Origin of the sequence: Gluconobacter cerinus (genome assembly GCF_025961355.1) — a bacterium.
Taxonomy (GTDB): Bacteria; Pseudomonadota; Alphaproteobacteria; order Acetobacterales; family Acetobacteraceae; genus Gluconobacter; species Gluconobacter cerinus.
The window spans coordinates 1,449,131-1,473,583 of record NZ_JAOQNM010000001.1; the positions used below are offsets into that span (position 1 = coordinate 1,449,131).

The window sequence follows — 24,453 nt, forward strand, 5'->3', positions numbered from 1 at the left end:
CCGAGTTTCTCATGCCCGTTCCGGACATTGACCAGTTTCACGCCATCTCCATTAGTGCGCTTGCTCACAAGCTTGCGGCGGAGGGGCGCAGCATCATTCATATGGAATTTGGTCAGCCCTCCACTGGTGCGCCGAAGGAAGCCATTGAACGGGCACAGCATATTCTGGCGACAGATCCCATGGGATACTGGGAAAGCCAGCCGCTCAAGGAGCGGATTGCCCGGCATTACCAAGAGACCTACGGCGTCGCCGTTCAGCCAGAGCAGGTGATCCTGACCTGCGGCGCCTCCCCGGCGCTTGTCCTGGCTTTGACGAGCTGTTTTGTGCCTGGGCAGCGTATCGCGCTCGCGCGACCGGGTTATGTGGCTTACCGCAATACGCTCCGCACACTACATATGGTGCCGGTGGAAATTCCTTGCGGAGAAGCTGAACGCTTCCAGTTGACGGCAAAAGCCGTGGCCGAACTGGAGCCTGCTCCAGACGGTCTTATTATTGCCAGCCCTGCCAATCCAACGGGAACAATTCTGCCAGACAGTGAATTGCAGGCTATCATTGATGTCTGCAAGGCCCGTGGGATCCGGATTGTATCAGACGAGATTTATCATGGTCTGAGCTACGGGGAGCCCGCCCATAGTGTTCTGGAACATGACCCACACGCGCTGGTGGTCAACAGCTTTTCAAAATACTTCAGTATGGCTCCGTGGCGGCTGGGGTGGCTGATTGTGCCATTGGACAAGATAGATGCTGCCCGGGCGCGCATGGGAAATCTTTTCCTCACACCGTCGGCACTGAGTCAGCATGCAGGACTGGTCGCTTTTGACTGTCGGCAGGAGCTCGATGGCCATATTGAGACCTATCGGCGAAACCGCGATCTGCTTCTTGAAGCTCTGCCCGCGCTTGGACTGACGCATATCGCACCACCGGATGGTGCATTCTATATTTACGCGGATATTGGACATCTCACAGAGGATAGTCTGTCGTTCTGTCGTAAGCTTCTTCTGGAAACGGGGGTCACGACAGCGCCTGGTGTAGACTTCGACCCTGTTCATGGGAACCGATTCATACGTTTCAGTTTTGCGCTCTCAACTGATTTGATTGAAGAGGCAATTCGCAGGTTGAAAACCTGGTTTAACGTACAGAACGCTTAAGGTAGGTGCTCGATCTGGTACTAATTGAGCATTTATTAATAATTAATTTTGCAGGTCTTGAAAATACTTAAGCCTGGGTTAAAATTGGCGAGACAGTAAGAAACCCTTCATGCTGTCGTCTGTCTAAGTGGGAGTATGAGACATGAAGGTTGCAGTATGTCTGGTTGTAAAAAATGAACAAACAGAAATTATTTATTGGGCCGCGTGGTATAAGGCGCTAGGTTTCGATACTCTAATTATTTATGATGATTTCTCCGATGACGCAACGGAAGAAGTAATTCTTTCCATGCAGGGCGGAATTGATATTCGTTATATGAGAAACGCCGTTAACCGTGACATTCATAATGTGCGTCAGGTGCGTGCTTATAATGATGCCGTCATTCGATATGGTCATGAGTTTGACTGGATTGCATTTTTCGATGCAGACGAATATCTCGATCTGTATGGGAAAAATATAAAATCTTATCTGTCAGAACAAGGCGATGCATCGCTCGTTGCGTTTAATTGGTGCTGTGTTGGCACAAACGGGTATGTTAGTCGCCCAGAAGGCGTTCCATTTCTGAATTACACCCGAACGGGCAGTAATGAGCTTTTCTGGAACCGGCATACCAAAGTTATATTCCGTCCTGATCGGTTGTCGAGGTCGGTTTACCAGGTCCATAATGTCGATGTTCACGGCACCAGTGTAGACAGTGAAGGTCTGCCTGTTGAGTGGGAATCTCCGAGCGGTGGTTTCACCCGGAATATTCCGACGTGGAAGGGCGCACGCCTTATTCATTACCAATCCAGGTCTCTGGAGCATTATATTAACCGGGATCGCCATCTGGAAGACGTGCGCAGAGATGTGAACGACCCGCTTCATACTGTCGTGAATAATCCAGAATATAATGCTATCGAGAGCACTATATCTGCCGATTACATCCGTGATTTTTATAAGTGGATGGATCATATTGTCTCGCAGCAGACACATACGATTGCACGTGTTCTACGCTCTACCTCATCCTGTTTTATAACTCAGCTTGAGAGCATCCTTGCACCACCCAATGTTCCTGTGTTCCAGCCTGCCTATAAGGCCGAAGCTCATGAAATCGCGCATAACTGGATTTCATTTCATACAACTCCAGGAAAAATACTGAGCGAACATTTCGATGGTCGAAGCTCTTTTGTCGCCTTTCATATTGAAAACCATTTTGGCCACAGGCTGACATCCCTCGACGGTAAGCTGTCTACAGATTCTGAAAATGGAATTCCGTTAATTGGAATATACTGTGAAGGAAGTGAATATGTTCACGTATTCACGTCTAGTGGAGAAGAACTAAGGGTCAATGGGGACTCTCGCGTCACCAGAGTGCTGACTTATAAGGTATGGAATAACGAAGATGGGTCCATTTCTATTTCTCATCCAAGAACCCATAGATATTTAGGTTTTGCCCCGGACGGAACATATAACATTCGTAAAATCCGTGCGCTTGCATGGGAAAGCTTCAATTTGAAGCTCGTGGACATCGCTGAGTGCCCACAGTTTGTGCGTGATGCAGGTGTTTACCTTGGACGTATCACCAGTCTTGAAGACTTAAAGCGTTCCTGCGAAACCGCAGAGCAAGTTGATGGCTTGGTTATCAATGCTCTTACAGCGCTTGATGACGTCTCCAAGTCGGCAGTTTCTTTCTTGAGCCGCGGCATCCTTGGCGAACATATTCTCTGACCTGCCTCACAGCGCCCGTCTTCAGAGCTTTCTGAGGACGGGACAACCTTTCCAGAGCCCCCTTTCGCTGGGAACTCTGAAAAGGTCTTTCATGCTGTAAATCGGGGCAGCTTAAAGGGGAGCGTAGATCGCGCCCAGATAGTCAGGTGTGCCACTCACACGGTCTAGGTGCGGGTAACGCAGGCCATCATGATATGGGATGGAAATCGTGCTGATATGCTCGCCAGATTTCACCACAAGTCTGATCGGCTGCTTCGGGTCTTTCTGCGCATCCGCGATGGCATGACGCAAACGGTCCCCAGTGTAAGCCATGTCATTGACGGCCAGGATTGTCTCTCCTGACGCCAGGCCGGCCTTGTATGCCGGGCTCATCCAGTGAACACGCGCCGTCTTGGCATCACGCGTGACGCTCATTCCAAGCGAGAACGTCAGATCCACACTATGGCGAACGGCCTCCGATGCTTTGATGAATGATGTTGGTTTGTCTGTGTAGACAAGCTTGTAGCCACCGTTTGTCAGGCCATCCAGTGGAGCATGCAACCGGATGGTGTCCAGACGATCATGCAGGAATTTGGCCCAGTCATATGGCTGGATACTGTTCAGGGTCGAAGCCACTTCATCGAACTGATAGGGGCTGACAATAAAGCTCCCATTATTCGTGCCGAAAAAGGCCTTCGCGAAATCGTTCAGAGATTTCTGCCCGTTGGAAAGCTTGCGGATCAGCGTATCTGCGTCGAGCCAGACAAGCTGACCTTCCACATAGTAGTCTTCCGAACGCTGCCAGTCGCGCCATGACAGAGGGGCACGCTGAGCAATAACGGGGTCATTGGTGGTGTCTTCCAGCGGGCGCCACAGGCGGCCTGTCTGGTTTTCGTAGGTTGCTGCCATATAGGCCAGCGCCTCGAAGCCCTGATCCTTCGTCACAATTCCTGAACGGGCTGCAAGAACATTCCCCCAATACTGGGTCTGGCCTTCATACACCCAGAGCAGGGAGCCGCGTTGTGGAACATTGAAGTTTGGAGCCCACATATCAGCCGGGCGACGATACTTGCCGTTCCAGGAATGCGTATACTCATGCGCGAGCAGATCACGCTCAGGGAACGTTTTGTCCCATTCCGTGAAATATCCTGGAGCAGCAGCATTTTCGCTGGATTGATGATGCTCCAGCCCGATCATGCCCAACTCTTCCGTCAGAGCGAGCAGGAAGTCGTAATGGTCATAATGATGGGAGCCGAAAAGAGCCGTAGCCTGTTTGACGAGGTTCTTATGGGCTTCAATCTGCTGCGGCGTTGCATTCAGGGATTCTGCATCGTCTGCAACAACATTGAGTGCGACAGGCACATGATCCGGCCCGGTCAGATCAAACTTACGGAAATACCGGCCCGCATAAATCGGGGAGTCGACCAGCGTATTATAGGTCGTTGCATTGAAGTGAGTTTCATCGCCATAGGCAGAGGCGCGCAGAGCGGAGCCAATCTGCCATCCATGCGGCACCAGAACGCTTGGTTTGACCGTAATATCCCGCGTGAAATACCCAGCCGGATACAAAGAAACCTGATCCCACTGAACATTGACGATGGATGGTGTCATGACGACACGGCCCTGACCCGGCGTAACCGGAGACAGAAGCTGGAAATGGACGTCGAGCGTGGGGGTCGTAGCGGAAACGGGAATATGAAACGCAGCGATATTGACCGTGTCGCGCTTCCAGGGAATCGTCTTGCCACCTGATTGGATTTTCAGGCTGGCAAGCTGCTCAATGACGCCTGTCGGGGAATGATCACCCGGAATCCACATGGGATACAGCAGGATCAGTTCGCCTTTCTCTACAGCTTCTTTCGGAACGGGAACCGTTTCATGGATGGACATGACGTGATGGGCCGTGTCTGTCGCATCCACAGCAACCGTCAGAGCGCCGGGAAAGGGCTTGTCCTGCGGGTCTGGGATGGCGGCAGGCAGAGGGAGCGGCTCTGGCTGAGGCTGGGCAAAGGCTGGGGCAACCAGGCTGCTGAATGCAGTCAATGCCACCAGAAAGCGCATACGCATCATAAGAAAGGTTCCGATTTGTAAATCAAAGTCCTTCCTGCCCTAATTGTCCCCGCGCTTGCGCACAAGGGGCAATAACCTTGCCCGCGTCAGATACGCAGAAAGACTATTGAGCTATTTCCGGCAGGCATGCGCGGATTGTCCATCCTGTGACCTCTGGTGTCAGATGCAGAGGAACGGCATTTGGCAATCGGACATTGACTGGCAGGCTCATTCCTGCGCGAAGGCTTCTGAACAATGCACCATGCGCGACAAAGAGAGGGGTTTCGTCAGCTTGCAGCGCTCGGTTAACAGCCCCTACAGCGCGTGCCTGGAGCGTAGCGAAGCTTTCAGCACCTTCGGGCGTATAGCCGTCTTCGATCCATGGATCGTACCATTCCCCCATGGGCTGCCCTTCCTGCACTCCGAAGCAGACTTCCTTGAGCTCCGGATCGATAATCAAAGGAAGGTCAGGGCCTCCACTGTCTCGAATGGCATCGCGCGTGTGTTCCGCCGTGACAAGAGCGCGAGATAAGGGAGACGCGATAATCCGATCGAAGGGATTTTCTCCCTTCCGGAACAGATCCGCGAAAATCTGGCCTGCTCGGACGGCCTGTGCGAGCCCCGTAGAATTCAGGGGGATGTCTGTTCGGCCCTGGGAGAGACCTCTGAGGTTCCAATCCGTTTCACCGTGCCGGAGATACCAGTAAGGCTTGGTCAGGATCTTCGGCATGGATGAAATCTCCAGAGATGGGAAAGCTTAGTCGAAGAGAGAGGAAACCGAGCTTTCGTCTGCAACAGCGCTCATGGCGCGAGCCAGAAGATTAGCAGTCGTAATCTGGCGAATGTTTGGCGTATCGAGCAGCGCCTGGGTAGCAGGGATGCTGTCCGTCAGTGTCAGCATGTTCAAAGGACTGTTTTTCACGCGCTCGCAGGCATTACCAGTCAGAACGCCGTGAGTGACATAAGCCTCCACGCCTTCTGCGCCCCGGCTCATGAGAGCATTGGCCGCGTTACACAGCGATCCACCACTGTCCACAATGTCGTCTACCAGCACACAATACCGTCCCGAGACATCGCCGATCACGTTCATGACTTCTGACACACCTGCACGCTCACGGCGCTTGTCGATGATGGCCAGGTCAACGTTCAGACGCTGTGCAAGCTGACGTGCGCGGACAACACCGCCAACATCAGGAGACACAATCATGAGTTCCCGGTCCGGAAGGCGCGTTTTGAGGTCCCGCACGAAGAGCGGAGCCGCGTAGAGGTTGTCCGTCGGAATATCGAAGAACCCCTGGATCTGCATGGCGTGCAGATCCATCGTCAGGATACGGTTGGCGCCGGCTTCCGTCAGAAGGTTGGCAACCAGCTTCGCGCTGATCGGTGTCCGCGGGCCGGATTTACGATCCTGTCGGGCATATCCGAAATACGGCATGACAGCCGTTACCCGGCGGGCAGATCCACGACGCAGTGCGTCCAGCATCACCAGAAGTTCCATCAGGTGATCGTTTGTCGGCATGCAGGTGCTCTGCACCACGAAAACGTCCTCACCGCGGACGTTCTCCTGAATTTCGACAAAGACTTCGCCATCCGCGAAGCGTTTGACCACGGTTTTGCACACGGGCAGCCGTAGTTCACTCGCCACCGCACGAGCCAGCGGCAGATTACTGTTGCAGGCAACGATCTTCATGAAACGGCCTCGTCTGGTATCCGTCAGGGGGAGAATTGCGCGCTTTCTAACAGCGCACCCCCCTGCTGTCATCAGTTCTGAGCCATTCTTTGCACGGAAGTTGGGCTTGATGTGCTGACCGATGCAAGCGAAACACATTCAAGAACTGTCTGCGCGGCCTGCTGGAGGCTGCTTCACGCTTCAGGAAAGGTCGGAATATGGCCCTGAAAGACTGTACGGGTTTTGTTGGCCGGAGACTTCTGATTCAGGATCTCCCAAGCAAGCGGGACGTCAGGAATGCTGTCTTTGTCCCGCCTGGAACCGCCCCGCAGTGGGGACTTTTCGAACCTTCGGGCCGAAGCGTTCCTGAGGCGATGCTCTATACGGGTGCGGGCTCACTCCACACACCTCTCTGCTCCCGGGACTGCCCTGACCTCCCGGATTGCCCAGTCCTGAGCGACAAGTTCGATTATTTTTTCCTTGGAAACATTAATCCATCCTACCTCTATTTTTTTGCCAACGTATTGTCCCGCCTGTGGAGTCTTCCTCCCTATGCGCGCTCACGGCTGAAGCTCGTTTTCAGCAGCCCCCAGCCTCTCGCTCAACTGATGGCACAAAGCTATTTTCGGACGATCGTGACGGCGCTTGATCTGACTGAAGATCACTTCATGCAGGTTCTGTCACCAGCGCGCTTTCCACAGATCACGGTTGCAGCGGCTGCATTTGAAGAGCTGTCACTCGTTCATGATGTCTTCGCAGATCTGGCTCACAGCATCGGGCGAAAGATTTTACCCGAAGGTGCGCAGGATCACCCGGGACGCGTTCTCTTTTTCTCGCAGGAAAAACTCTCTCAGGGCAACGTCAGGGTAGAAAATGAGTCCGTTTTGACGGCGGCATTGAGAGCAAAAGGGATAGGAACGGTTTATCCCAGCCAAATGACTTTCCGGGATCAGCTCAAGCTCTGGGCCTCAAATCCTTTGGTGATTGGTTATAATGATGCCTGTCTTCATACGAGCATTTTCTTCCCTCAGCGAAGGGTTGTGACGCTGGCACATAGCCCGGATATGTGGGCGAACCAGTGTCTGGTCGATAAGGCGAACAACAATCATGCCCGCTATCTGTACGATAGTTCTGGCCTGGAGCCTGTCGGGGCTGGAGGTGGTTTCCAAATGAACTACCGTATCCCTGACCCGGAGAAACTTGCAGATGAACTGGCGGATTTCACCTTGGGCTAACCGGAACGAGATGCTGGAAAGATGCGGTCGAGCGCTGTTTCATTTTGAAACAATCGGGCCATACAAACGTCTTCTCGCGGATGAACTTTCCTCCGCGAATAGCGTTTCGATATCGAACGCTTCTTCAAGGAGTTATACCCAATGTCCATCAAGTCCGTCGCCCGTGTTGCACTTTCCCTGACGCTACTGTCTGGTGCCGCCGTCTCTCTCTCGGCCTGCAACACTGTTCGGGGTGCTGGTCAGGACGTCAGCTCCGTGGGCCACAATGTGTCTCGCGGTGCGAACGCAACGCAGGATGCCATTCAGCGTCACACGGATGCTTCCACGCACTGATTGCTGTCTCTCACTCAAAGAGAACAGTAAAAAAAAGCCGTCAGAGTCCTCTCTGGCGGCTTTTTCTATGGGGCTTAGGAAAACCTACAAGATCACGAAATATGACACATAAGCAGTTTTCACGTCTCTTTGTGTTCGATTCTACTTGTAATCTGTGATTTCCCGGTCTCATATCCCTGACTGAACAGACGTTCTCGGGGCGGGGTGAAACTCCCCACCGGCGGTATTGAAGGGATTTCGGTCCCTCCTAAGCCCGCGAGCGCCTTCTTATCCACGGATAGGAAGGGTCAAGCAGATCCGGTGAGACTCCGGAGCCGACGGTCATAGTCCGGATGAGAGAGAACGCAGCACTTGCCCGATTGCTCGGGTGGGAGGAGCGTGCATCTTCGCACTTTCCTACCGCGAGCATCGGCTGAGGGCGGCGTGCGCCCTGCGAACGTCCCGAATAATGGGACCGTGACCGCAGCCTTGTTGAAACAAACCACCTTTTCCAGCGCAGCGAGCGCAAGCCAGGTCCGAGCAGGATTTCGCTTAGCCCTTGACCATGCGGCCGACACGTTGGGAGCAACCTCTCCGAATCCGTCTGTCGGATGCGCACTGCTCGATGCAGAAGGTCGTGTTCTTACCATCGGCGTTCATCCGAGGGTCGGGCAGCCTCATGCGGAGGCAATGGCTCTTGCACAGGCTCGCGATGCCGGCGTTCTGGGCGATGTGCGCACCGCAATTGTGACGCTTGAGCCCTGCAATCACACGGGGCGTACACCTCCCTGCAGTGAAGCGCTGCGCAATAGTCCCGTCGAGCATGTCTGGATCGGCGTTGCTGATCCTAATCCGCAGGCTGCCGGCGGCGCAGAGCGGCTGCGGGAGATGCCGAACGGGCGCAGCGTGACATTCCTTTCGGATGTCCCGGAAATGGCAGATCTTGAACGCGACTGCCGTGCCCTGCTGGCGCCTTTCCTGAGTCGTGTCGTTCGTCATCGTCCCTGGATCAGCGTCAAGCAGGCTCTGGATTCAAATGGTACGATGATTCCACCGACGGGACATACGACGTTCACGTCCGAAGCCTCACTGACGCTGGCTCATCGTCTCCGCCGCGCTACCGATGCCATCATCACGGGCATCGGAACCGTGCTGGCTGACAAGCCGCGCTTTACAGTGCGTCGGGTAGCGGATCACGCGGATCGCGGCCCACGCCTTCTTGTAGTGTGTGATCGGCAGGGGCGTCTGCCCGCAGACTGGAAAAACGGGATGGAACAGGCCGGATTCACGGTTCTGATCAGTCCTGACCTTCTCTCTGTACCCGCCATGCTGGCCGAGCGCGGCGTGAACTGGGCCATGGTGGAAGCCGGTCCATCTCTTCTGAAAACAGTGTCCGACGCTGGTCTATGGGACGACTGGCTGACCATCCGCAAAGACGGCGACACTGATCACATCGAACTTCAATCGCGGGACGAGAGCCCGCTACGACTGCTGAGGGAAAGCGCATGTTCTCTGGAATCATAGAGCGTCTGGGTACTGTCAAAGCCGTATCCCTCCGTGACAAGGCCATGGACCTGACCGTCGAAACGGGCTTTCCGGATCTTGAGCTAGGCGAAAGCGTCGCAGTGAATGGCGTCTGTCTGACGGTTGAGACGTTTGATGCGGCTGGCGTGGCAACATTCCATCTGAGCGGCGAAACTCTCTCCCGGACACCTCTGGAGCAGCTCAAAGCCGGTTCCCGCGTCAATCTGGAACGTGCGGTCGCAGCCAATACCCGATTGTCCGGGCATATCGTGCAGGGACATGTCGATAATGTTGCCACGTTTGCCAGTGTCGAAAAATCCGGAGACTCTTACGCCCTCCGCATTTTCGTCCCACAGGCCCTGCGCCAGTATGTCGTGGAAAAAGGCTCCATCACGTTCGATGGGATCAGCCTGACGGTCAACGAACTGCATGATGATATCGTTCGGGGAAACCAGTCCGGATTTGAGGTTGGTCTGACAATCATCCCACATACCTGGGACCATACGAACCTCTCGTCCCTCACAGTCGGAACACGCATGAACGTGGAGGTCGATGTACTCTCCAAGTACGTCGAAAACCTGCTGCGCTTCTCGCCTACACTTGGAAAGGTTGCGTCATGAAGCCATCCCTGAAAGCTGCCATTGAAGCCATTCGCGCAGGTGGCATGGTCGTCATGGTTGATGACGAGAACCGTGAAAATGAGGGCGATCTGGTTATGGCGGCGCAGTTCGCTACTCCCGACGCCATCAATTTCATGGTGCGTGAAGCGCGGGGTCTGGTCTGCCTTCCTTTGGAAGCTGAGCAGGTGGACCGTCTTGGTCTACCCCCCATGGTCAGCCGCAACCGTGACCCGCGGGGCACGGCCTTCACAGTTTCCATTGAGGCGGCTACAGGCGTAACCACTGGCATTTCGGCCGCAGACCGTGCCCGGACAATCGTTGTTGCTGCCAGCCCTGACGCAACAGCAGCCGATGTCATCTCGCCGGGCCACATCTTTCCTCTGCGCGCTCATCCAGAGGGTGTAATTGCCCGTAACGGCCACACGGAAGGGTCGATCGATATTGCGCGTCTCGCTGGCCTCGAGCCTGCGGGCGTGATCTGCGAAATCATGGCGGACGACGGGAGCATGATGCGCCTGCCCGAATTACGCCGCTTCGCCGCAAAGCATGGAATGCCAGTCGTCAGTATTGCGGACTTGCAGGAGTGGTGCCGCGAGCACGGGCGTGGCTCCGTGGATGATGCTCAACTGATCAGCACACCAGTCCCTGCTACCGGTGAAATGGTGGCTGTGTCTGCTCTTCCCAGCATTTTCGGTGGCCATGATCTGAAGATCCATGCTTTCCGGGCCATAGACGGTGTCGAACACGTAGCCCTCGTGAAGGGAGATCCGTCTCAGGGAACCCCGCTGGTTCGACTGCACTCAGAATGTGTCACGGGTGACGCGTTGGGTTCTTTGCGGTGCGATTGCGGCGCTCAGCTTCGGGAAGCTCTTGAGCGGATATCGGCCTCTGAATGCGGCGTGCTGGTTTATATGCGCGGTCATGAAGGCCGGGGTATTGGCCTTGCCAACAAGATCCGGGCCTATGAGCTTCAGGATGGCGGCATGGACACCGTAGAGGCAAACGAGGCTCTGGGCCTGCCCGCGGATGCCCGTGAATGGGATGCAGCCGCTGACCTGCTCCGGCATCTGGGCGTCACCTCCCTTCGCCTTCTGACGAACAATCCGGACAAGGAATCCAACCTTGTCCGCTTCGGTTTTGATGTGCAGTCCCGCGAGCGACTGGAAATTGAAGCCAACCCTTTTAACCGGGCCTATCTCGCCACCAAGCGGACGCGGATGGGCCATTTTCTCCAGGAACAGCCCGCATGAGCAAGCATATTCCCGTCGCCCCTGACCTGCGCCTTTCTCCAGCCCCCAAAATGGCGATCATCGTCAGCCGTTTTAACACTGGTATCACAGGTGGACTGAAGAACGGGGCGCTCGAATGGATGGAAGAGCGCGGCATTACGGATGTGGACGTCTATGATGCTCCTGGCGCGTTTGAGCTGCCGCTTCTTGCCCAGCGCCTGGCCAAATCGGGCAAATATGAGGGCGTGATTTGCCTCGGCTGCGTCATCAAGGGAGACACCGCCCACTTCGAGTTTATCTCGCTGGGTGCAACCATCGGTATCATGCAGGCTCAGCTCGCAACGGAAGTGCCAGTCGCGTTTGGTATCCTGACAACTTACACCGAAGCACAGGCTGTTGCCCGTTCACGGGAAGACGCTGAGAACAAAGGCCGTGAAGCTGCTGCGGCCTGTGTGGAAAGCGTAGCTTTCCTTCGGAACGTGCCGGTTTCAGCGTAAAACCAGCTTTTTATATCCCGGGCCTTGGGTGAGTGATCCCTTGGCCCGGTCTTTTCAATTTCAAATAAATCCCCAGAGAAGTCCGGGGACATGTCTATGAAGTTTCTCGCGATCACTGGGTGATAGAAGAGCGATCATCTTCAGGAAAAGATAGATGCTTGGAGCGTCTTTTTCATTCCGAAGCCAGGTGATTAAAGAATCAAACGTCATCTTTCCAGATGTTGGTAAAGGTGCCGTCATCCTCTGCCAGCTATACGTGACATTAAACTCGGGCCTGAGTGACGCTTCTTCCCAGTCCTTTGCCTGTCTGCGATTAGCTTCTACCTGTCCGATACCATCATGAGGAAGAATGAAGCAGAGGTATTCTCCGGAGAGAGTTGTTCTCAGCGCTGTCCCTTCAGGCTTGTCCTGTATGGTTTTCGCAATCTGATAAGTCAGTTCACTGAAAACCCTGTCGTCTCCAAAAACTTTTAGCGCACGATTGTGCTCGACATGCACACCGTCGCGCACGAAGAACGTAATCAAATCGGGCGTATCAGCGAAAACGGCACCATACACGGGTAACAAGCTACGTTCGGACATCACCGCAGGAGAAGCGTGGCAGACATCTCCCGTACTGGCATCAACACAGAGCTGTGTCTCAAAATATGCAGAGTGAATGCTGAAGACACGGGATTCCAGTATTTCACCCTCGTAATCTGAAATCGCTACTGTGGGAGGATACTGCTTTCTTAAATCCTCAATAGCCCGCGCGACCATATTTCGATTAATGCTGACCTGAATCGGGCGAATTTTCGGAATGAACCGAAGAGGCTCAAAGTCCTCGACGTCATTGCGATCAAAATGGTCCCAATAGCCGAGACTGTCACTGAGATCGGCATTCAGGCGGCGTTTGATGCGCTGGATGTAGTGCTCCATGCTGCGGCAGATGTAATGCAGGACAAAAGCATCTTCCCAGTCAATTTCCTGCACGGCATTCGCTGAAGGAACATACTGCCCATTGGGTCTGACATAGCGTTCTGCCGGGACGTCAAACCAGTGTGGGTTATGATACGTGTCGCCCATGCATTCCGGTCTGACAAAGCTCTTGACGAGAACATTGTCGCCCAACTCCGGTGTCGAATGCTGAGTGAAGGCTTCGACTGTCATTTTACGGGGGCGAACGACCCGTCCGGAGCTCCCTTGAATACGCCAGCTTAACGCGAGCCCATCGGCATGGGGGAAGCGTTCAAGGAATTCTGGAAGGCTGTTTGCATGACGAAAGTAAACATATTCATCGCCGTCCAGAAATCCGAGCCAGGCATAATGACCTTTGGCCATTTCAGCAGCCTGCATAAAGCAGTTTCGCTGACGCCAGTAGAAATCGGGTTCTGCTACCGGGTCGGTTTGAAAAGCACGAATATTAAAAGACTTGGCCGCAGCCTGAATGATTTCCCATGTTCCGTCTGTGGAGTGATCATCAAAAATGAAAAGGGTTTTCACTCCCAGCCCGAGGTGCCAGGCAATCCATCCTGCAATGTCAGAAAATTCATTCTTGACGAATAGGGCGATAGCTACAGATGACGGCACCATGGGGGAAAGCACTCCTCAGCTTGAGAGACCCGGCGCTGCAAAAACAAGGCAACCAGATGCTGTCTGCCTGCATACCCGAGACTCTCCTCGTAGGGGAAGCCCTGTTGGGATGTCTTTATCCAGTAGAAAACAGGAGGATAAAGACACATGACCCAAGAAAATTAAGAGATTTTTTGTGTGTGCGAATAAAAAAGTAAATTAAACCCGCTCAAAACATAAATATTAAAAAATTAAAATGAACTTAAAGCAACTCGTTTCCAGGAATTGTCTGCAACACAGACATAATGGTAGTTTTCATCATCAGTAAATTCTCCGACCTGACAGGGCGCAGAGCTGGAAGCAGGTGTTTTCAACGCTTCCTTGTAAGACGTAGCTACTACGTCTTTGAGTGTTGTCGTGCCACTGCTCACAGTCAAACCATTCCCTGCTGCCAAGGAACCTGTCGTCGACGTATTACCCCAGCTATCGACTGTGAGGCACGCCGCCCCTGAAGACGTCATATCAAACGATGCTGCATTAGACCCGCACAAAGCCAAACCATTTTTGGCCCAGCCAGGATTGAAGGCAATCGCTGCTTCAAATGTACCGTCTACGTTAAATGATGAAGATGACTGGCGTGGACCAAACCAATAGGAAACATCCATACCATTCGCGGCTGCTCCCCCCGTATTAGCATTATTGGTCTCTGAGAGAGTATCAGTTTGAGACCAAAGTTTGACGCTCTCCAGGTACCCAATGTTTGCTGTTGGCTCCTGCCAGTACTCAGCAATCATTTTTTTCGTGCCCACAACAGCGGCTGAACCGATCCGGGAGCCAACTTTATAAGCGTCTCCATCAAAATCTATTCCGTCGGAGCCCAGCCACGCCCGAATGCCTTCCGGCCAGAGGCCCGCGACTGAAAGACCATAGCTATCCTGGCTGACCTTATTGTCGAACCCTGCCCCGATGGTCAAACCATGCATGGTCGCGCCGTAGTCTGGGCCATGATACCAGTTGTCGAGTTCTTCATCGCATTTGCGAGAAAGACCCAACCGTTTCATGGCTTCGCCATCTGTTCCGGATTTGATGATGACTTCACAGCTGGTGTTACGTGTGAAGTGTTTGATGTACGTCCCAAACTCAATGAAAGGATGCGTGAATTCGGCATACTGGGTTTGATCCAGCGCATCTACTCGATCGGCGGCTGACGCTGTGTTTTGAGTGCCAACCTGTGGCACGTGTCCACTATCAACGGCAGAGCCACTGATAGGCTGCCATTGTCCGGTCATCGTAAACTGCGTGAATGTTCCAGTACTGTCAGAATCATTTTTCCATGATTCCAGCATGCCTCCGTAGAACTGTTGGTCCTGATTGCGATGTCCCTGCACACCATCCAGCGACAGACCTGAATAAAGCGTTGGTCCGGCTACAATATTGGTCATGACATTCATGTGGTAGTGCATGTAGTCAGTGTAGCTTGCGGGCAGAGCTGGTCGAATAATTGCGCCAGACGTTGTAAACGTCACACTATGGGACGTCCCATTTTCATCTGGAAAATCTGCACCAGCAATATACCAAGGCGGATTGTTGGTTGCGAGTTCGTATTCCGTGACGGCGTCCCAACCCCCTGCACCACAGTTAGCGCCTGTTCCCGGGGCATAGGTCATGACTGAAGAATGGACACATCCTCCATTATCTCCAACACCATATGGAAGGGCATAGAACTTGCTGAAAACGCTATCGTACAGGCGATGTCCACCAAACATGGCCATTTGATCGGCCATATTGTTCATGGAAACACCAACAGTAATTCGTGGCCCTGCGAGATGGGATGGAGCATCGCCCTGCCAGCCATTACTCGTCAGATTTAGGGGAATACTCCCCTGATTCCCTTCAGATAAACCTGTTTGTGTCAAAATTTGTGAAGCTGTGTTGACCCCAGCCGTAACCTGAGCCTGATCATTCAGGCCAGCAATGCCTGACTGCACATTGATTTTTGCTGTAGTCAGGACACTTGAGGGGAGTTGGTCTGCTATATTGCATGCAACAGGAGTGCCATCGGCATTTGTTCCGCAGACTTGGGCAATAACAGTTGTGGAATGCCACGCCCCGTCTTTGCCTTTATAAGTGGGAACAACGGGATAGCCCTGCGAATTTATACCTGTCCCTACGGTAACAGGGGCAATAGAGCCTGTAGATGTCTTGTAATAAAGTGGAACATCCCCGGCAAAAGAAGGGGAATATCCGATCACTCCAGAAAGAAGTGACAAAACAGCAATAAGGAAACCCGGTTTCCTTGGAAAATTTAAATCCATATTGAAACCATTTATTTTAAGGGAAATATTATACAGGAATACACTATTCCTATAATGCCTTAATTAATGCATTTTTTATTCAAAAAGTCAATTAGAAGCTGATGTCAGCACATTAGAGACTCCTGTGCCTCTCGCGCGTCAAACGTTTTCCCGATCGGAAAACAGGGGGTGTTCCTGAAACGAAAGTGGTGGAGATGCAGTAAGACGTCATACTGCATGACCCGGCATTTCTTCTAAAATTTATGATGGCAGGACGAGAGAGGCCAAGAAAAATATGTTGGCGAAACAATGCCGTACTGGCTCTGAGTTTCGTCAACAAGAGAGCGTCTCAGACTCAAAAGTCAAAAACACTCTCATGGTAAAAGATGATTTTTGGCGCAAAAATTACCAGGGCAGCAGAGACTTTCCGAGAGCTTTCTGTGCTTCAGGAGTCATCCCCAGGTCATTACGGTTCCACCAGCCGCCGCCAAGGGACTGGAACAGACCCACACTATCAGAGAACCTTGCGCCTTGGGCCTGAACATAGGCTAGGCGCGCCTGAGCATGAGACTGCTGGGCTTGAAGCACCATCAGCTCACTGACATCTCCCAAGCGAAGCTGAGCCTGAGCAATCTTCAGACTCTTCCCCGTAGCAGTATAGACACTCTCATTCGCCATCAGCGCATCAGCATCAAAGTCCAGTGCATGAAGGCTGTCCGCGACGTCCTGAATGGCACTCAGGACTGTGGCCTTATAGGTCTCGTTGGCCTGTAGCAGGTTGTCGCGTGCCTGCCGCTCGGCATGCAGGAGGGAGCCGCCCTGGAAGATTGGCTGCATGACAGTCGCAGCGATCGTCCAGTTTCCATATCCGGGTTTGAAGAAGTCGCTCATGGTCCCGACGGCCTGCCCTGGGAGGGCACTAAGCTGCACGTTGGGCAGACGGTTGGCGATCGCCACACCAATCTGCGCGCTTGCAGATTGAATCTGTGCCTGTGCCGCCCGAATATCCGGACGTTGATTCAGAAGATCTGAGGGCAGGGAGACCGGCAATGTCTGCGGAAGTGTAAACTGTTCCAGCGTGAAGGTCGGCAGCGGAGTATTGGGTGCCACCCCAACCAGAACAGCTAACTGATCCCGGGTTTGAGCCAACTGAAGATTCAGAGAGGGAAGGGTAGCTTCAAGCTGCGCCACCGAAGCAAGCTGCGCCACCATGTCCTGCTCGGACGCGTCTCCGAATTTCTGCCGGGCCGTAATCAGCTTGAGAGCCGATTTCTGGCCGGCAATCAGATCCTGTGTCGCTTCGATCTGCGCACGAAGCGTGGCCTCATCAATTGTAGCGCTCACCAGATCAGAGATCAGGGTAAGAGCGGTAGCTTCAAGCTGAAATTTTTGAATTTCGGCCTGCGCGCCCGCCGCCTCAATTGCGCGCCGCGTTCCGCCCCAAAGATCCGGAACATACCCGATCGTCAGCTGAGCAGTATGAACATTATACAGCCAACTGTTGTTGTTCGGCACCGGAGAGTAGACGCGTGAGGTCTTATTGCGTGTTGGGTTGAAAGAGGCCGAGATCGTCGGATACAGACCCGCCCCTTCAATCCGCCGTTGCTCCCATGCAGACTTCAACCCTGTCTGCATGGCTTTCATGGACTGGTTGTTGGCCAGAGCCTGCTCAACAAGCGTATTGAGCTGCGGATTGCGGAAGACTTCCCACCACTTTCCAGGAATGTCCACGCCACTCTGGAAGTGTTGAGCCACTCCTGTCCCGCTTTGGGCATTGCCAACCGTCCCGGCGAGTGGCGTAGCTTGATAGTTCACATCCTTTGGAAGGCCCGGACGATGAAAGTCCGGACCGACTGCGCAGGCTGATATCAGAACCGACCCTAGAAGGGCGGTCGTATTTTTAAGAACCCGCTTCATGTCGGGGCTCCATTCTCTTCAGACGGGCGCGGACGACGGGCATCCCGACGCTCCACCCACATTTCAAGCTCACTGAAATAGACGGGCAATGCAAAGAGGGTCAGCAGTGTGGCAATCCCAAGCCCACCTACGACGACTGTTGCAAGCCCACGCTGCACGTCCGTGCCAACGCCGGTTGCCAGTGCTGCCGGGAGCATACCGGCGCTTGCAACGGTTGCCGTCATCAGAACCGGACGGAAACGCTCACCTGCACCAATGATCGTGGCATCCCGTACAGAACGGCCTTCGGCGCGATGTCTGTTGATGCTTGAAATCATGATGATGCCGTTCTGCACCGCCACACCGAAAAGGGCGATAAAGCCCACAGCTGTAGCGATATTCAGGGTCTCTCCACGCACATGCAGCGCAATCAGGCCACCCAGCGTCGCGAGCGGAACAACGCTTAGAATAAGCAGTGCCTGTCTGATTTTACCGAACTCGATAAACAGCAGCACCAGCATCATGGCAAACATGACGGCCAGAGCAACGGCAAGACGCTTTTGTGCGCGTTCCTGCTGCTGGAATGTGCCTGCCCATTCCAAAGTGTACTTCTGCTTGTCGTAATGCACGGACTGTTCAATGCGGGCCTGCGCATCGGCAAGGTACTGTGACAGCGGGCGTTCGCCATTGTCGACACGGATAGTGATCTGACGATGGCTCAGCTCATGGGCAATATTGCTTTCACCCATGCGCAGGTTTACACGGGCCACCTGAGACAGGGGAACGTAGGCCCCCTGCGCCGTCAGGAGAGGAAACTGCGACAGGCTTTGCAGGTCCTGTGCATCCTTGCGAGGGATACGCAGTGTAGCATTGTAGAAGCGGTCATCCTCATACACCGTGGAAATTGGTGCATCACCGATTGCATAGGACACAGCATCTGAAATGTCAGAAATGTTGATGCCATAGCGCGCTGCCGCCAGACGGTCAGCCGTGACATCAATCTGCGGGATGCGCGGTTCCTGGAAAATGGAAGCTTCCGTCGTTCCTGGAACCTGGTGCAGCACATCGACAATCTGCTGGCCAACACGGCGCAGCTCTTCGAAGTCATTTCCATAAACGCGAAGCACGAGCGGGCTATGCGCACCACCCACCAGATCGCTCATGTTGTCTTCGATCGGCTGACTGATGCCAAATTCGATGCCCGGAATTTTCAACAATCGTGCATGCAGACGCTGAACGAACTGGGCTTTTGTCTCCCCCGATGGCCACTGATCATAGGATTTCAGGCCAACCGGCATCTCGATATGAGATGGTGTCCAAGGATCAGTACCGTCGTCGGATCGACCAAGCTGTGTGATGGCGTAAGAGGTTTCCGGAAATTCCCGAACGGCGCTTCGAAGTTCGTTGGCGATCTGCTCGCCTTTTTCCATTGAAATTCCGGTCGGCATCTGCACCTGCAACCACAGGGCGCCTTCATCGAGATCGGGAAGAAACTCTCTGCCAATGCTGATTCCAAGAAACACGACGGCCACGAGGGCACCAAGACCAGCGCCATAAGCAATCAGCGGGCGATCGATGAAATGGCCAAGCCAGTGGATGTAGCGCCCATGCAGCCACTCCAGCGGGCGATTATGCCAGATATGACGTGGCTTGCGGAGCGCCAGAAAGCTGAGAGACGGAATCAGCGCCAGAGCACACAGCAGGGCACCCAGCAGAGCGAAGCTGACAGTATAAGCCATCGGCCGGAACAGCTTCCCTTCACTTCCTTCGAAAGCAAAGAGCGGGCTGTAAGCGAGGATAATGACGAGTGTTGAGGAGAAGATGGCATGACCTGCCCGCTTCGCGACGGTCAGTACTTCCTGGGAGTTCAGAGCTTCGGTCGGCCGTTCTTCTCTAACACGCAGGATTGTCTCGGTAATGACGATGGCACCATCGACAATCACACCGAAATCGACCGCACCCAGCGAGAACAAATTCGCCGACATGCCGAGGAAGTGCATCAGGGTGAAGACAACTGACAGCGCCAGTGGAATGGTAATGGCGGTAACAATGGCACTCCGGGGGCTTCCCAGAAACAGCGTCAGAATCACGCCTACAAGGAGAATACCCTCAATCATGGTCTCCGTGACCTTGTGGGTCGTGGAGAGAACCAGATTGTCGCGATCAATATAGGGAACGACGCGGATGTGCTGAGGGGCGAGCTGTGTCTGAAGCTTGGCAACCGTCTGGTGCAGGTTTTCCAGCACTACAGACGGATTCTCACCACTCAGCATGGTGACCACACCCTCGATGGTATCGGGGTTATGGTCCTTGCCCAGAATACCCTCGCGCACCTGATGCCCGAACTGGATGGTCCCCAGATCACGCACCAGAACAGGCACGCCATCGCGCTGGGCAACGACAATATTACCCATGTCCTCAAGGGAGTGGATCATGCCTACACCGCGGACGATATAGGACTGCTCGCCTCGCGTGACCCGACCACCACCTGCGTTGATATTGTTGTTCCGGATCGCGGACAGAATATCTTCTAGGCCGATGTGATAGCGGAACAGGGAGGAAGGCTTGAGAACGAGCTGATATTCTCGCGTGAAGCCGCCAAAATTATTGACGCTCACAACACCAGGGACGTGCAAAATTGCCGGAATAACCGTCCATTTCTGAACGTCCGACAGTTGCATCAGGTTCTTGTCGTCTGACTCCAGCGTATAGCGATAGATCTCGCCTGTCGGGCCGGAAATCGGCCCGAGGGAGGGCTGCGCACCATTGGACAGTGGATTGCTGGCAAGAATGGTTTCAACCTGCTGCCGGGCCCAGAACACATCCGTCCCATCGCGGAAAATCAGCGTGATGAGGGAGAGCCCAAATGTGCTGGTGGAGCGGCTGTCCGAAACACCGGGAACGCTGGCAAGCATGCGCTCCAGAGGAATTGTGACCTGCTGCTCCATTTCCTCCGCAGCCAGACCGGACTGCTGGGTCGTCACAAGAACGCTGACAGACCCAAGGTCCGGATAGGCTTCAACAGGCAGGATACGCCACGCAATGCTTCCCATCACGGCAAGCAGAACGGCAGCAAAGAAGACGATGTTCCGGCGCACGAAGCACCAGGAGATAAAACGTTCGATCATGATGGCTGGCCCGTCCGGTCAGTCGTCGTTCAGCAGGATGGCGCCGCTGGTCACAACACGTTCACCCGCTGACAAGCCGGAGAGAACAAGCACATCGTCACCTTCATCATAATTGATGGTGACTTCACGCCTACGAAAAGTGCCCGGAGCAACCTCAACGAAAACTGAAACCTGATCGTTGTTCATCAGCAGCGCGGATTTCGGTACCCGAACAACATCGTTTTCCGAAACCCCCAGATTTGCCCAAGCGAACATGCCGGGACGCAGTAAGCCTTCCGTATTCGGGCAGACAACATAAACGTTGAGGCGCCGTGTATCAGGCTTCAATGCAGGGTCTCGTGTTGCAACTGGACCGGAACATGTCTGCCCGGGAAGGGCAGGGAACGTGACATCCAGCGTTGCGCCACCCGTGATATCAGACATGCGGCTTTCCGGAACGGCAGCAGCGACCCACACGGAAGAGAGATCCAGCAGCGTCATCTGAATGGCCGTTGAGTCCGTGATGTTCTGTCCCACAGCCATGTTGGTTGCTGAGACGACACCATCTACGGGCGAGACCAGCGGCACCTGCCCCTGCGCAGCGTAATCAGAGCGTGCGCCCAGAACCTGCAGGCGCTGATGTGTTCTCATAGCTTCTGCTTCTGCCTGAGCCAGATCATTCCGTGCAGATTCAAGATCTTTAACGGCATTTCCGCCCGCAGCCAGAACGCCGCGTGCACGGTCATAGGCACGCTTGGAGAAATCCAGTGCAGCACGCGCACGACGATCGTCAGCCCAGGCCTGATCCAGATCGCTGGCTGCAATTGTCGCCAGCACCTGCCCACGTGAAACATGCTGGCCGAGCTGAACGGCGACACTCATGATCCGGCCAGTTGCTGGCGCCAGCACATTGACCTGATGATCAGGCAGAGCAACGACCTGCGCTGGTAGGGCCACTCCAGCTGTATCATGCGACAGGGAAACCGGAGCGACCACAAGGCGTTTCTGCAAAGGGCTGCCATCCCGCAAGACGAGACTACCATTCTGCCGTGCAAACATCGGTTGCTCGGGGGTAGCCGCGTGAGGCGGAGTGAAAAAATAGGTTCTCAAGAAAAGAACAAGGAAAACCAGACCCAGCAGGCCGAGAGCCAGAGCGCTGGCGCGCGCAACACGCATACTTTTTGAAAACCCCGTATCTGCCAGACGACCAATGCCGCAAATGCGGCAGAAGCATAAACCGCCCTGCTATTCCTGAACCCCGACGATTTCATGGCAATCGCTACGTGACATAATCATCGGTCAGCATCACTAGAAGCTGAAAACTCGGATTTTCTAAAGGCTTCCCGCAACATATTGCAAAAATTTTATCGTTTTGACCCAAAAATTACATAAAAAAAGCAGTTCACCGCGTGAAGGATGAACTGCTTTTTAGATCTTGAACCGCAGGAACGGATCAGAAGCGGTATTCGATACCAGCGGCAACCGTGGTCGGGTTCAGGCTGTCACGCGCGTGAATGTATGGGCCAGAAGCGCCACCACGTTCGTTGACGAATGCCGGAACGGACAGCCACATCTGCTTGGCGTCAAAGTTGAAGAACCAGTTGCCCACGAGCTGGTAATCGAAACCAACGTTGGCTGCCGGACCAACCGTGGTGCGCAGATCAAGCTTCTGAACTGCTCCGCCTGCCGGGCTGATGTTGTGGAAGAATGCCAGTGTCAGACCCACACCTGCATAAGGGTTGAAGCGCTTGTGCGGGCGGAAGTGCCAGGCCAGCGTCAGTGTCGGCGGCAGAACCCACGTGCTACCAAGATCAACCTTGCCGAGAGCCGTGTCTTCCGCGGCAAGCTCATGACGTGTGCTGGCTGCGATCAGATCTAGAGAGATATGATCCGTAAAGAAATACTCAAACGTGAATTCAGGAGCGACCTGGTTGGTTGCCTTGACGCGACCACCGATCACCTTCACGCGGGACGATGTATCCTGCGGAAGAACACCAAGAGCAGAGAGACGGATTAGGAAATCGCCCTTGCCCAGGCCGATCTTCGTGTTCGCACAGGTCTCGAACAGGCCGCAGTGCCCGGATGACGGCGGTGCAATGTTGACCTGTGGCACAGGAGCCGCCGTCATGGGAGCGGAAACAGTGGCCTGAGGAGCAACGACAGGAGCTGTCGTCTGAGCGAAGGCAGGAGATGCCACCAGGCCTAGGGCAGCGACCAGCGCAAGAGCTGAAGTCTTCATATTAAAGGGTTTCCATCAACAATAGTTGACCTCACAAAGCACTCCTCCCCATGCCTCACCTTGACCTGGATCAAGTCTGGGGAATTATGTGCTATGGGTGTGGCGGCACAGCAAATGTTACAGGCCGGGAGAGTTCCAATCATCATGACATCAACGCGTATCCCGGACGAAATCCACGATCGCTGCGCTCATTGCATTGGTCGCGAACACAGTATCTGTAATGCGATTGACGATTGTGATCTTGCTATACTTGCCAGTGAGTCTTCAAAAATGACTGTTCTGGATGGACGGTCATTTATAGAGGAGGGCGATCCAGCCCACGATTTTTTCGTTGTGACTGGTGGCCGCGTCAAACTGTTCACACTTCTTCCAGACGGGCGCCGTCAGATTACCGGTTTTGCTGAAGGTGGAGATTTCCTGGGGCTTGCAGCGTCCACGAGCTATGCATTTGGTGCAGAGGCGCTCGGCACTGCGGTTCTGTGTCGTTTTCCCCATGCGTCCATGCAGCGACTCACAAGTCGCTTTCCCAATCTGGAGCATCGACTGCGCCAGGAAGCGTCGCGTGAACTGACCCTGATGCAGGCACGCATGACGTTGCTGGGCCGAAAGACGGCACGCGAGCGTCTTGCCACCTTCCTGATGGAACGCGCGCGCCTGCTCTCTGCGCCCGTGCCGGAGCCTCATGCGCCGATTGAGCTTGATCTGCCCATGCCGCGAACCGATATTGCTGATTATCTCGGATTGACTATTGAAACAGTCAGCCGTGTTCTGAGTGCCTTTAAACGGGAAGGTCTCATAAGCATTCGTGGCATCACTCACATTACAATCATGCAACCTGACCGCATTGCAGCAATTGCGGAAGGCCTCGAATAAAGACTGATTTGTCGGGAAGCCACATTCCCGCCATGAAATGCTGATGTCTTCCCGCAAGACGACTACAGGAGATTTCATGACAAACCGTATTTTCTTTCGTTCGCTTCTTGCTGTCAGCCTGCTGACCGGTTCTGTTTCAGTGGCTTCCAGCGCTTATGCTGCTGACCCGGCTGCTGCCACGCAAAGCACACAGAACGATTTTCTTGGTAACCTTTCCCAGAAAGAAGACAATCTCAACAACCGCGTAAAGAATTACCAGACGCAGTCGGCTGCTTCCCAGGCTGAGCGCACACAGAAGATTCAGGCTCTCAAGAGCCAGTACACGAATGCTCCGGCTAACGAAAAAGCCAACATTCAGAACAAGATCAACAACGAGCGTGACAAGCTGAACACAGCTCGTACTGCCCAGACGGAAAAGGTTCAGAAGCTGCGCAATGCGCCGCAGGAGCAGAAGAACCGTCTGAATGCGCTGGGCAAGAAAAGCCGTAGCGATGCGACGAACTTTCTGAATGGCGGTCTCTGAGAC

The 24,453-nt window shown here is 54.1% G+C and carries 19 protein-coding genes and 1 riboswitch; of the genes, 10 read left to right on the forward strand and 9 right to left on the reverse strand.

What is annotated here, in order from left to right:
* The first annotated feature begins 11 nt into the window (after window positions 1–11).
* Window positions 12–1,148 (forward strand): pyridoxal phosphate-dependent aminotransferase, encoded by a 1,137-nt coding sequence (locus M2305_RS06725; RefSeq protein ID WP_264648924.1) that lies wholly within the window; start codon window positions 12–14, stop codon window positions 1,146–1,148.
* 142 nt (window positions 1,149–1,290) lie between these two features.
* Complete coding sequence (locus M2305_RS06730; RefSeq protein ID WP_264648925.1) at window positions 1,291–2,853, forward strand: glycosyltransferase family 2 protein; 1,563 nt, start codon at window positions 1,291–1,293, stop codon at window positions 2,851–2,853.
* 111 nt (window positions 2,854–2,964) lie between these two features.
* On the opposite strand, the gene M2305_RS06735 is transcribed toward M2305_RS06730, so the two are convergent.
* From M2305_RS06735 to M2305_RS06745, 3 genes are all read right to left on the reverse strand, one after another.
* Window positions 2,965–4,902, reverse strand: a complete 1,938-nt coding sequence (locus M2305_RS06735; protein ID WP_264648926.1) for a M61 family metallopeptidase — start codon at window positions 4,900–4,902, stop codon at window positions 2,965–2,967.
* 103 nt (window positions 4,903–5,005) lie between these two features.
* On the reverse strand, window positions 5,006–5,611 hold the full coding sequence (locus tag M2305_RS06740; RefSeq protein ID WP_215766556.1) for a histidine phosphatase family protein: 606 nt from the start codon (window positions 5,609–5,611) through the stop codon (window positions 5,006–5,008).
* Between the two features lie 27 nt (window positions 5,612–5,638).
* The gene (locus tag M2305_RS06745; protein WP_046900960.1) at window positions 5,639–6,571 is read right to left on the reverse strand and encodes a ribose-phosphate pyrophosphokinase; all 933 of its coding nucleotides are present in this window, start codon (window positions 6,569–6,571) and stop codon (window positions 5,639–5,641) included.
* A 197-nt stretch (window positions 6,572–6,768) separates the two neighbouring features.
* Between M2305_RS06745 and M2305_RS06750 the strand changes: the two genes are divergently transcribed.
* The 6 genes from M2305_RS06750 (at window position 6,769) to ribH (ending at window position 11,967) form a co-directional block, all read left to right on the forward strand.
* Window positions 6,769–7,785, forward strand: coding sequence for a glycosyltransferase family 61 protein (locus tag M2305_RS06750; RefSeq protein WP_264648927.1), 1,017 nt, complete (start codon window positions 6,769–6,771; stop codon window positions 7,783–7,785).
* 141 nt (window positions 7,786–7,926) lie between these two features.
* Window positions 7,927–8,118 carry an entericidin A/B family lipoprotein gene (locus M2305_RS06755; RefSeq protein WP_046900458.1) on the forward strand — a complete coding sequence of 64 codons (192 nt, stop codon included), beginning with the start codon at window positions 7,927–7,929 and terminating at the stop codon, window positions 8,116–8,118.
* 186 nt (window positions 8,119–8,304) lie between these two features.
* Window positions 8,305–8,466: riboswitch (FMN riboswitch) on the forward strand.
* A 120-nt stretch (window positions 8,467–8,586) separates the two neighbouring features.
* A complete protein-coding gene (gene ribD, locus M2305_RS06760) occupies window positions 8,587–9,621 on the forward strand; it encodes a bifunctional diaminohydroxyphosphoribosylaminopyrimidine deaminase/5-amino-6-(5-phosphoribosylamino)uracil reductase RibD (RefSeq protein WP_338085677.1) in 1,035 nt (344 codons plus the stop codon).
* Window positions 9,603–10,241, forward strand: coding sequence for a riboflavin synthase (locus tag M2305_RS06765; protein ID WP_264648929.1), 639 nt, complete (start codon window positions 9,603–9,605; stop codon window positions 10,239–10,241). The genes ribD and M2305_RS06765 overlap by 19 nt, the downstream gene beginning before the upstream one ends.
* On the forward strand, window positions 10,238–11,491 hold the full coding sequence (ribB, locus tag M2305_RS06770) for a 3,4-dihydroxy-2-butanone-4-phosphate synthase (protein ID WP_264648930.1): 1,254 nt from the start codon (window positions 10,238–10,240) through the stop codon (window positions 11,489–11,491). The genes M2305_RS06765 and ribB overlap by 4 nt, the downstream gene beginning before the upstream one ends.
* The gene (gene ribH / locus M2305_RS06775) at window positions 11,488–11,967 is read left to right on the forward strand and encodes a 6,7-dimethyl-8-ribityllumazine synthase (RefSeq protein WP_086633270.1); all 480 of its coding nucleotides are present in this window, start codon (window positions 11,488–11,490) and stop codon (window positions 11,965–11,967) included. The genes ribB and ribH overlap by 4 nt, the downstream gene beginning before the upstream one ends.
* Window positions 11,968–12,027: 60 nt before the next feature.
* On the opposite strand, the gene M2305_RS06780 is transcribed toward ribH, so the two are convergent.
* The 6 genes from M2305_RS06780 to M2305_RS06805 all read right to left on the reverse strand — a co-directional run bounded on the left by M2305_RS06780 (window position 12,028) and on the right by M2305_RS06805 (window position 23,054).
* On the reverse strand, window positions 12,028–13,539 hold the full coding sequence (locus tag M2305_RS06780) for a glycosyltransferase family 2 protein (protein WP_211498312.1): 1,512 nt from the start codon (window positions 13,537–13,539) through the stop codon (window positions 12,028–12,030).
* 230 nt (window positions 13,540–13,769) lie between these two features.
* A complete protein-coding gene (locus M2305_RS06785; RefSeq protein ID WP_264648931.1) occupies window positions 13,770–15,788 on the reverse strand; it encodes a hypothetical protein in 2,019 nt (672 codons plus the stop codon).
* Between the two features lie 429 nt (window positions 15,789–16,217).
* A complete protein-coding gene (locus tag M2305_RS06790; RefSeq protein ID WP_264648932.1) occupies window positions 16,218–17,729 on the reverse strand; it encodes an efflux transporter outer membrane subunit in 1,512 nt (503 codons plus the stop codon).
* Window positions 17,726–20,836 (reverse strand): efflux RND transporter permease subunit, encoded by a 3,111-nt coding sequence (locus M2305_RS06795; protein ID WP_211498315.1) that lies wholly within the window; start codon window positions 20,834–20,836, stop codon window positions 17,726–17,728. The genes M2305_RS06790 and M2305_RS06795 overlap by 4 nt, the downstream gene beginning before the upstream one ends.
* A gap of 18 nt (window positions 20,837–20,854) precedes the next feature.
* A complete protein-coding gene (locus M2305_RS06800) occupies window positions 20,855–21,991 on the reverse strand; it encodes an efflux RND transporter periplasmic adaptor subunit (RefSeq protein ID WP_264648933.1) in 1,137 nt (378 codons plus the stop codon).
* 277 nt (window positions 21,992–22,268) lie between these two features.
* The gene (locus M2305_RS06805; RefSeq protein WP_086633264.1) at window positions 22,269–23,054 is read right to left on the reverse strand and encodes an OmpW/AlkL family protein; all 786 of its coding nucleotides are present in this window, start codon (window positions 23,052–23,054) and stop codon (window positions 22,269–22,271) included.
* A 270-nt stretch (window positions 23,055–23,324) separates the two neighbouring features.
* Between M2305_RS06805 and M2305_RS06810 the strand changes: the two genes are divergently transcribed.
* Together M2305_RS06810 and M2305_RS06815 are read left to right on the forward strand one after the other, a co-directional pair.
* Window positions 23,325–23,927: a Crp/Fnr family transcriptional regulator gene (locus M2305_RS06810; protein WP_338085678.1), complete on the forward strand. Its 603-nt coding sequence runs from the start codon at window positions 23,325–23,327 to the stop codon at window positions 23,925–23,927.
* Between the two features lie 76 nt (window positions 23,928–24,003).
* On the forward strand, window positions 24,004–24,450 hold the full coding sequence (locus M2305_RS06815; RefSeq protein WP_099211952.1) for a hypothetical protein: 447 nt from the start codon (window positions 24,004–24,006) through the stop codon (window positions 24,448–24,450).
* The last annotated feature ends 3 nt before the right edge of the window (window positions 24,451–24,453 follow it).

Bases quoted from the DNA above. Each gene is read 5' to 3' on its own strand.
- M2305_RS06725 (WP_264648924.1), top strand. From the start codon at position 12: ATGCCCGTTCCGGACATTGACCAGTTTCACGCCATCTCCATTAGTGCG.
- M2305_RS06730 (WP_264648925.1), top strand. From the start codon at position 1,291: ATGAAGGTTGCAGTATGTCTGGTTGTAAAAAATGAACAAACAGAAATT.
- M2305_RS06735 (WP_264648926.1), bottom strand. From the start codon at position 4,902: ATGATGCGTATGCGCTTTCTGGTGGCATTGACTGCATTCAGCAGCCTG.
- M2305_RS06740 (WP_215766556.1), bottom strand. From the start codon at position 5,611: ATGCCGAAGATCCTGACCAAGCCTTACTGGTATCTCCGGCACGGTGAA.
- M2305_RS06745 (WP_046900960.1), bottom strand. From the start codon at position 6,571: ATGAAGATCGTTGCCTGCAACAGTAATCTGCCGCTGGCTCGTGCGGTG.
- M2305_RS06750 (WP_264648927.1), top strand. From the start codon at position 6,769: ATGGCCCTGAAAGACTGTACGGGTTTTGTTGGCCGGAGACTTCTGATT.
- M2305_RS06755 (WP_046900458.1), top strand. From the start codon at position 7,927: ATGTCCATCAAGTCCGTCGCCCGTGTTGCACTTTCCCTGACGCTACTG.
- M2305_RS06765 (WP_264648929.1), top strand. From the start codon at position 9,603: ATGTTCTCTGGAATCATAGAGCGTCTGGGTACTGTCAAAGCCGTATCC.
- ribB (WP_264648930.1), top strand. From the start codon at position 10,238: ATGAAGCCATCCCTGAAAGCTGCCATTGAAGCCATTCGCGCAGGTGGC.
- ribH (WP_086633270.1), top strand. From the start codon at position 11,488: ATGAGCAAGCATATTCCCGTCGCCCCTGACCTGCGCCTTTCTCCAGCC.
- M2305_RS06780 (WP_211498312.1), bottom strand. From the start codon at position 13,539: ATGGTGCCGTCATCTGTAGCTATCGCCCTATTCGTCAAGAATGAATTT.
- M2305_RS06790 (WP_264648932.1), bottom strand. From the start codon at position 17,729: ATGAAGCGGGTTCTTAAAAATACGACCGCCCTTCTAGGGTCGGTTCTG.
- M2305_RS06795 (WP_211498315.1), bottom strand. From the start codon at position 20,836: ATGATCGAACGTTTTATCTCCTGGTGCTTCGTGCGCCGGAACATCGTC.
- M2305_RS06800 (WP_264648933.1), bottom strand. From the start codon at position 21,991: ATGCGTGTTGCGCGCGCCAGCGCTCTGGCTCTCGGCCTGCTGGGTCTG.
- M2305_RS06805 (WP_086633264.1), bottom strand. From the start codon at position 23,054: ATGAAGACTTCAGCTCTTGCGCTGGTCGCTGCCCTAGGCCTGGTGGCA.
- M2305_RS06810 (WP_338085678.1), top strand. From the start codon at position 23,325: ATGACTGTTCTGGATGGACGGTCATTTATAGAGGAGGGCGATCCAGCC.
- M2305_RS06815 (WP_099211952.1), top strand. From the start codon at position 24,004: ATGACAAACCGTATTTTCTTTCGTTCGCTTCTTGCTGTCAGCCTGCTG.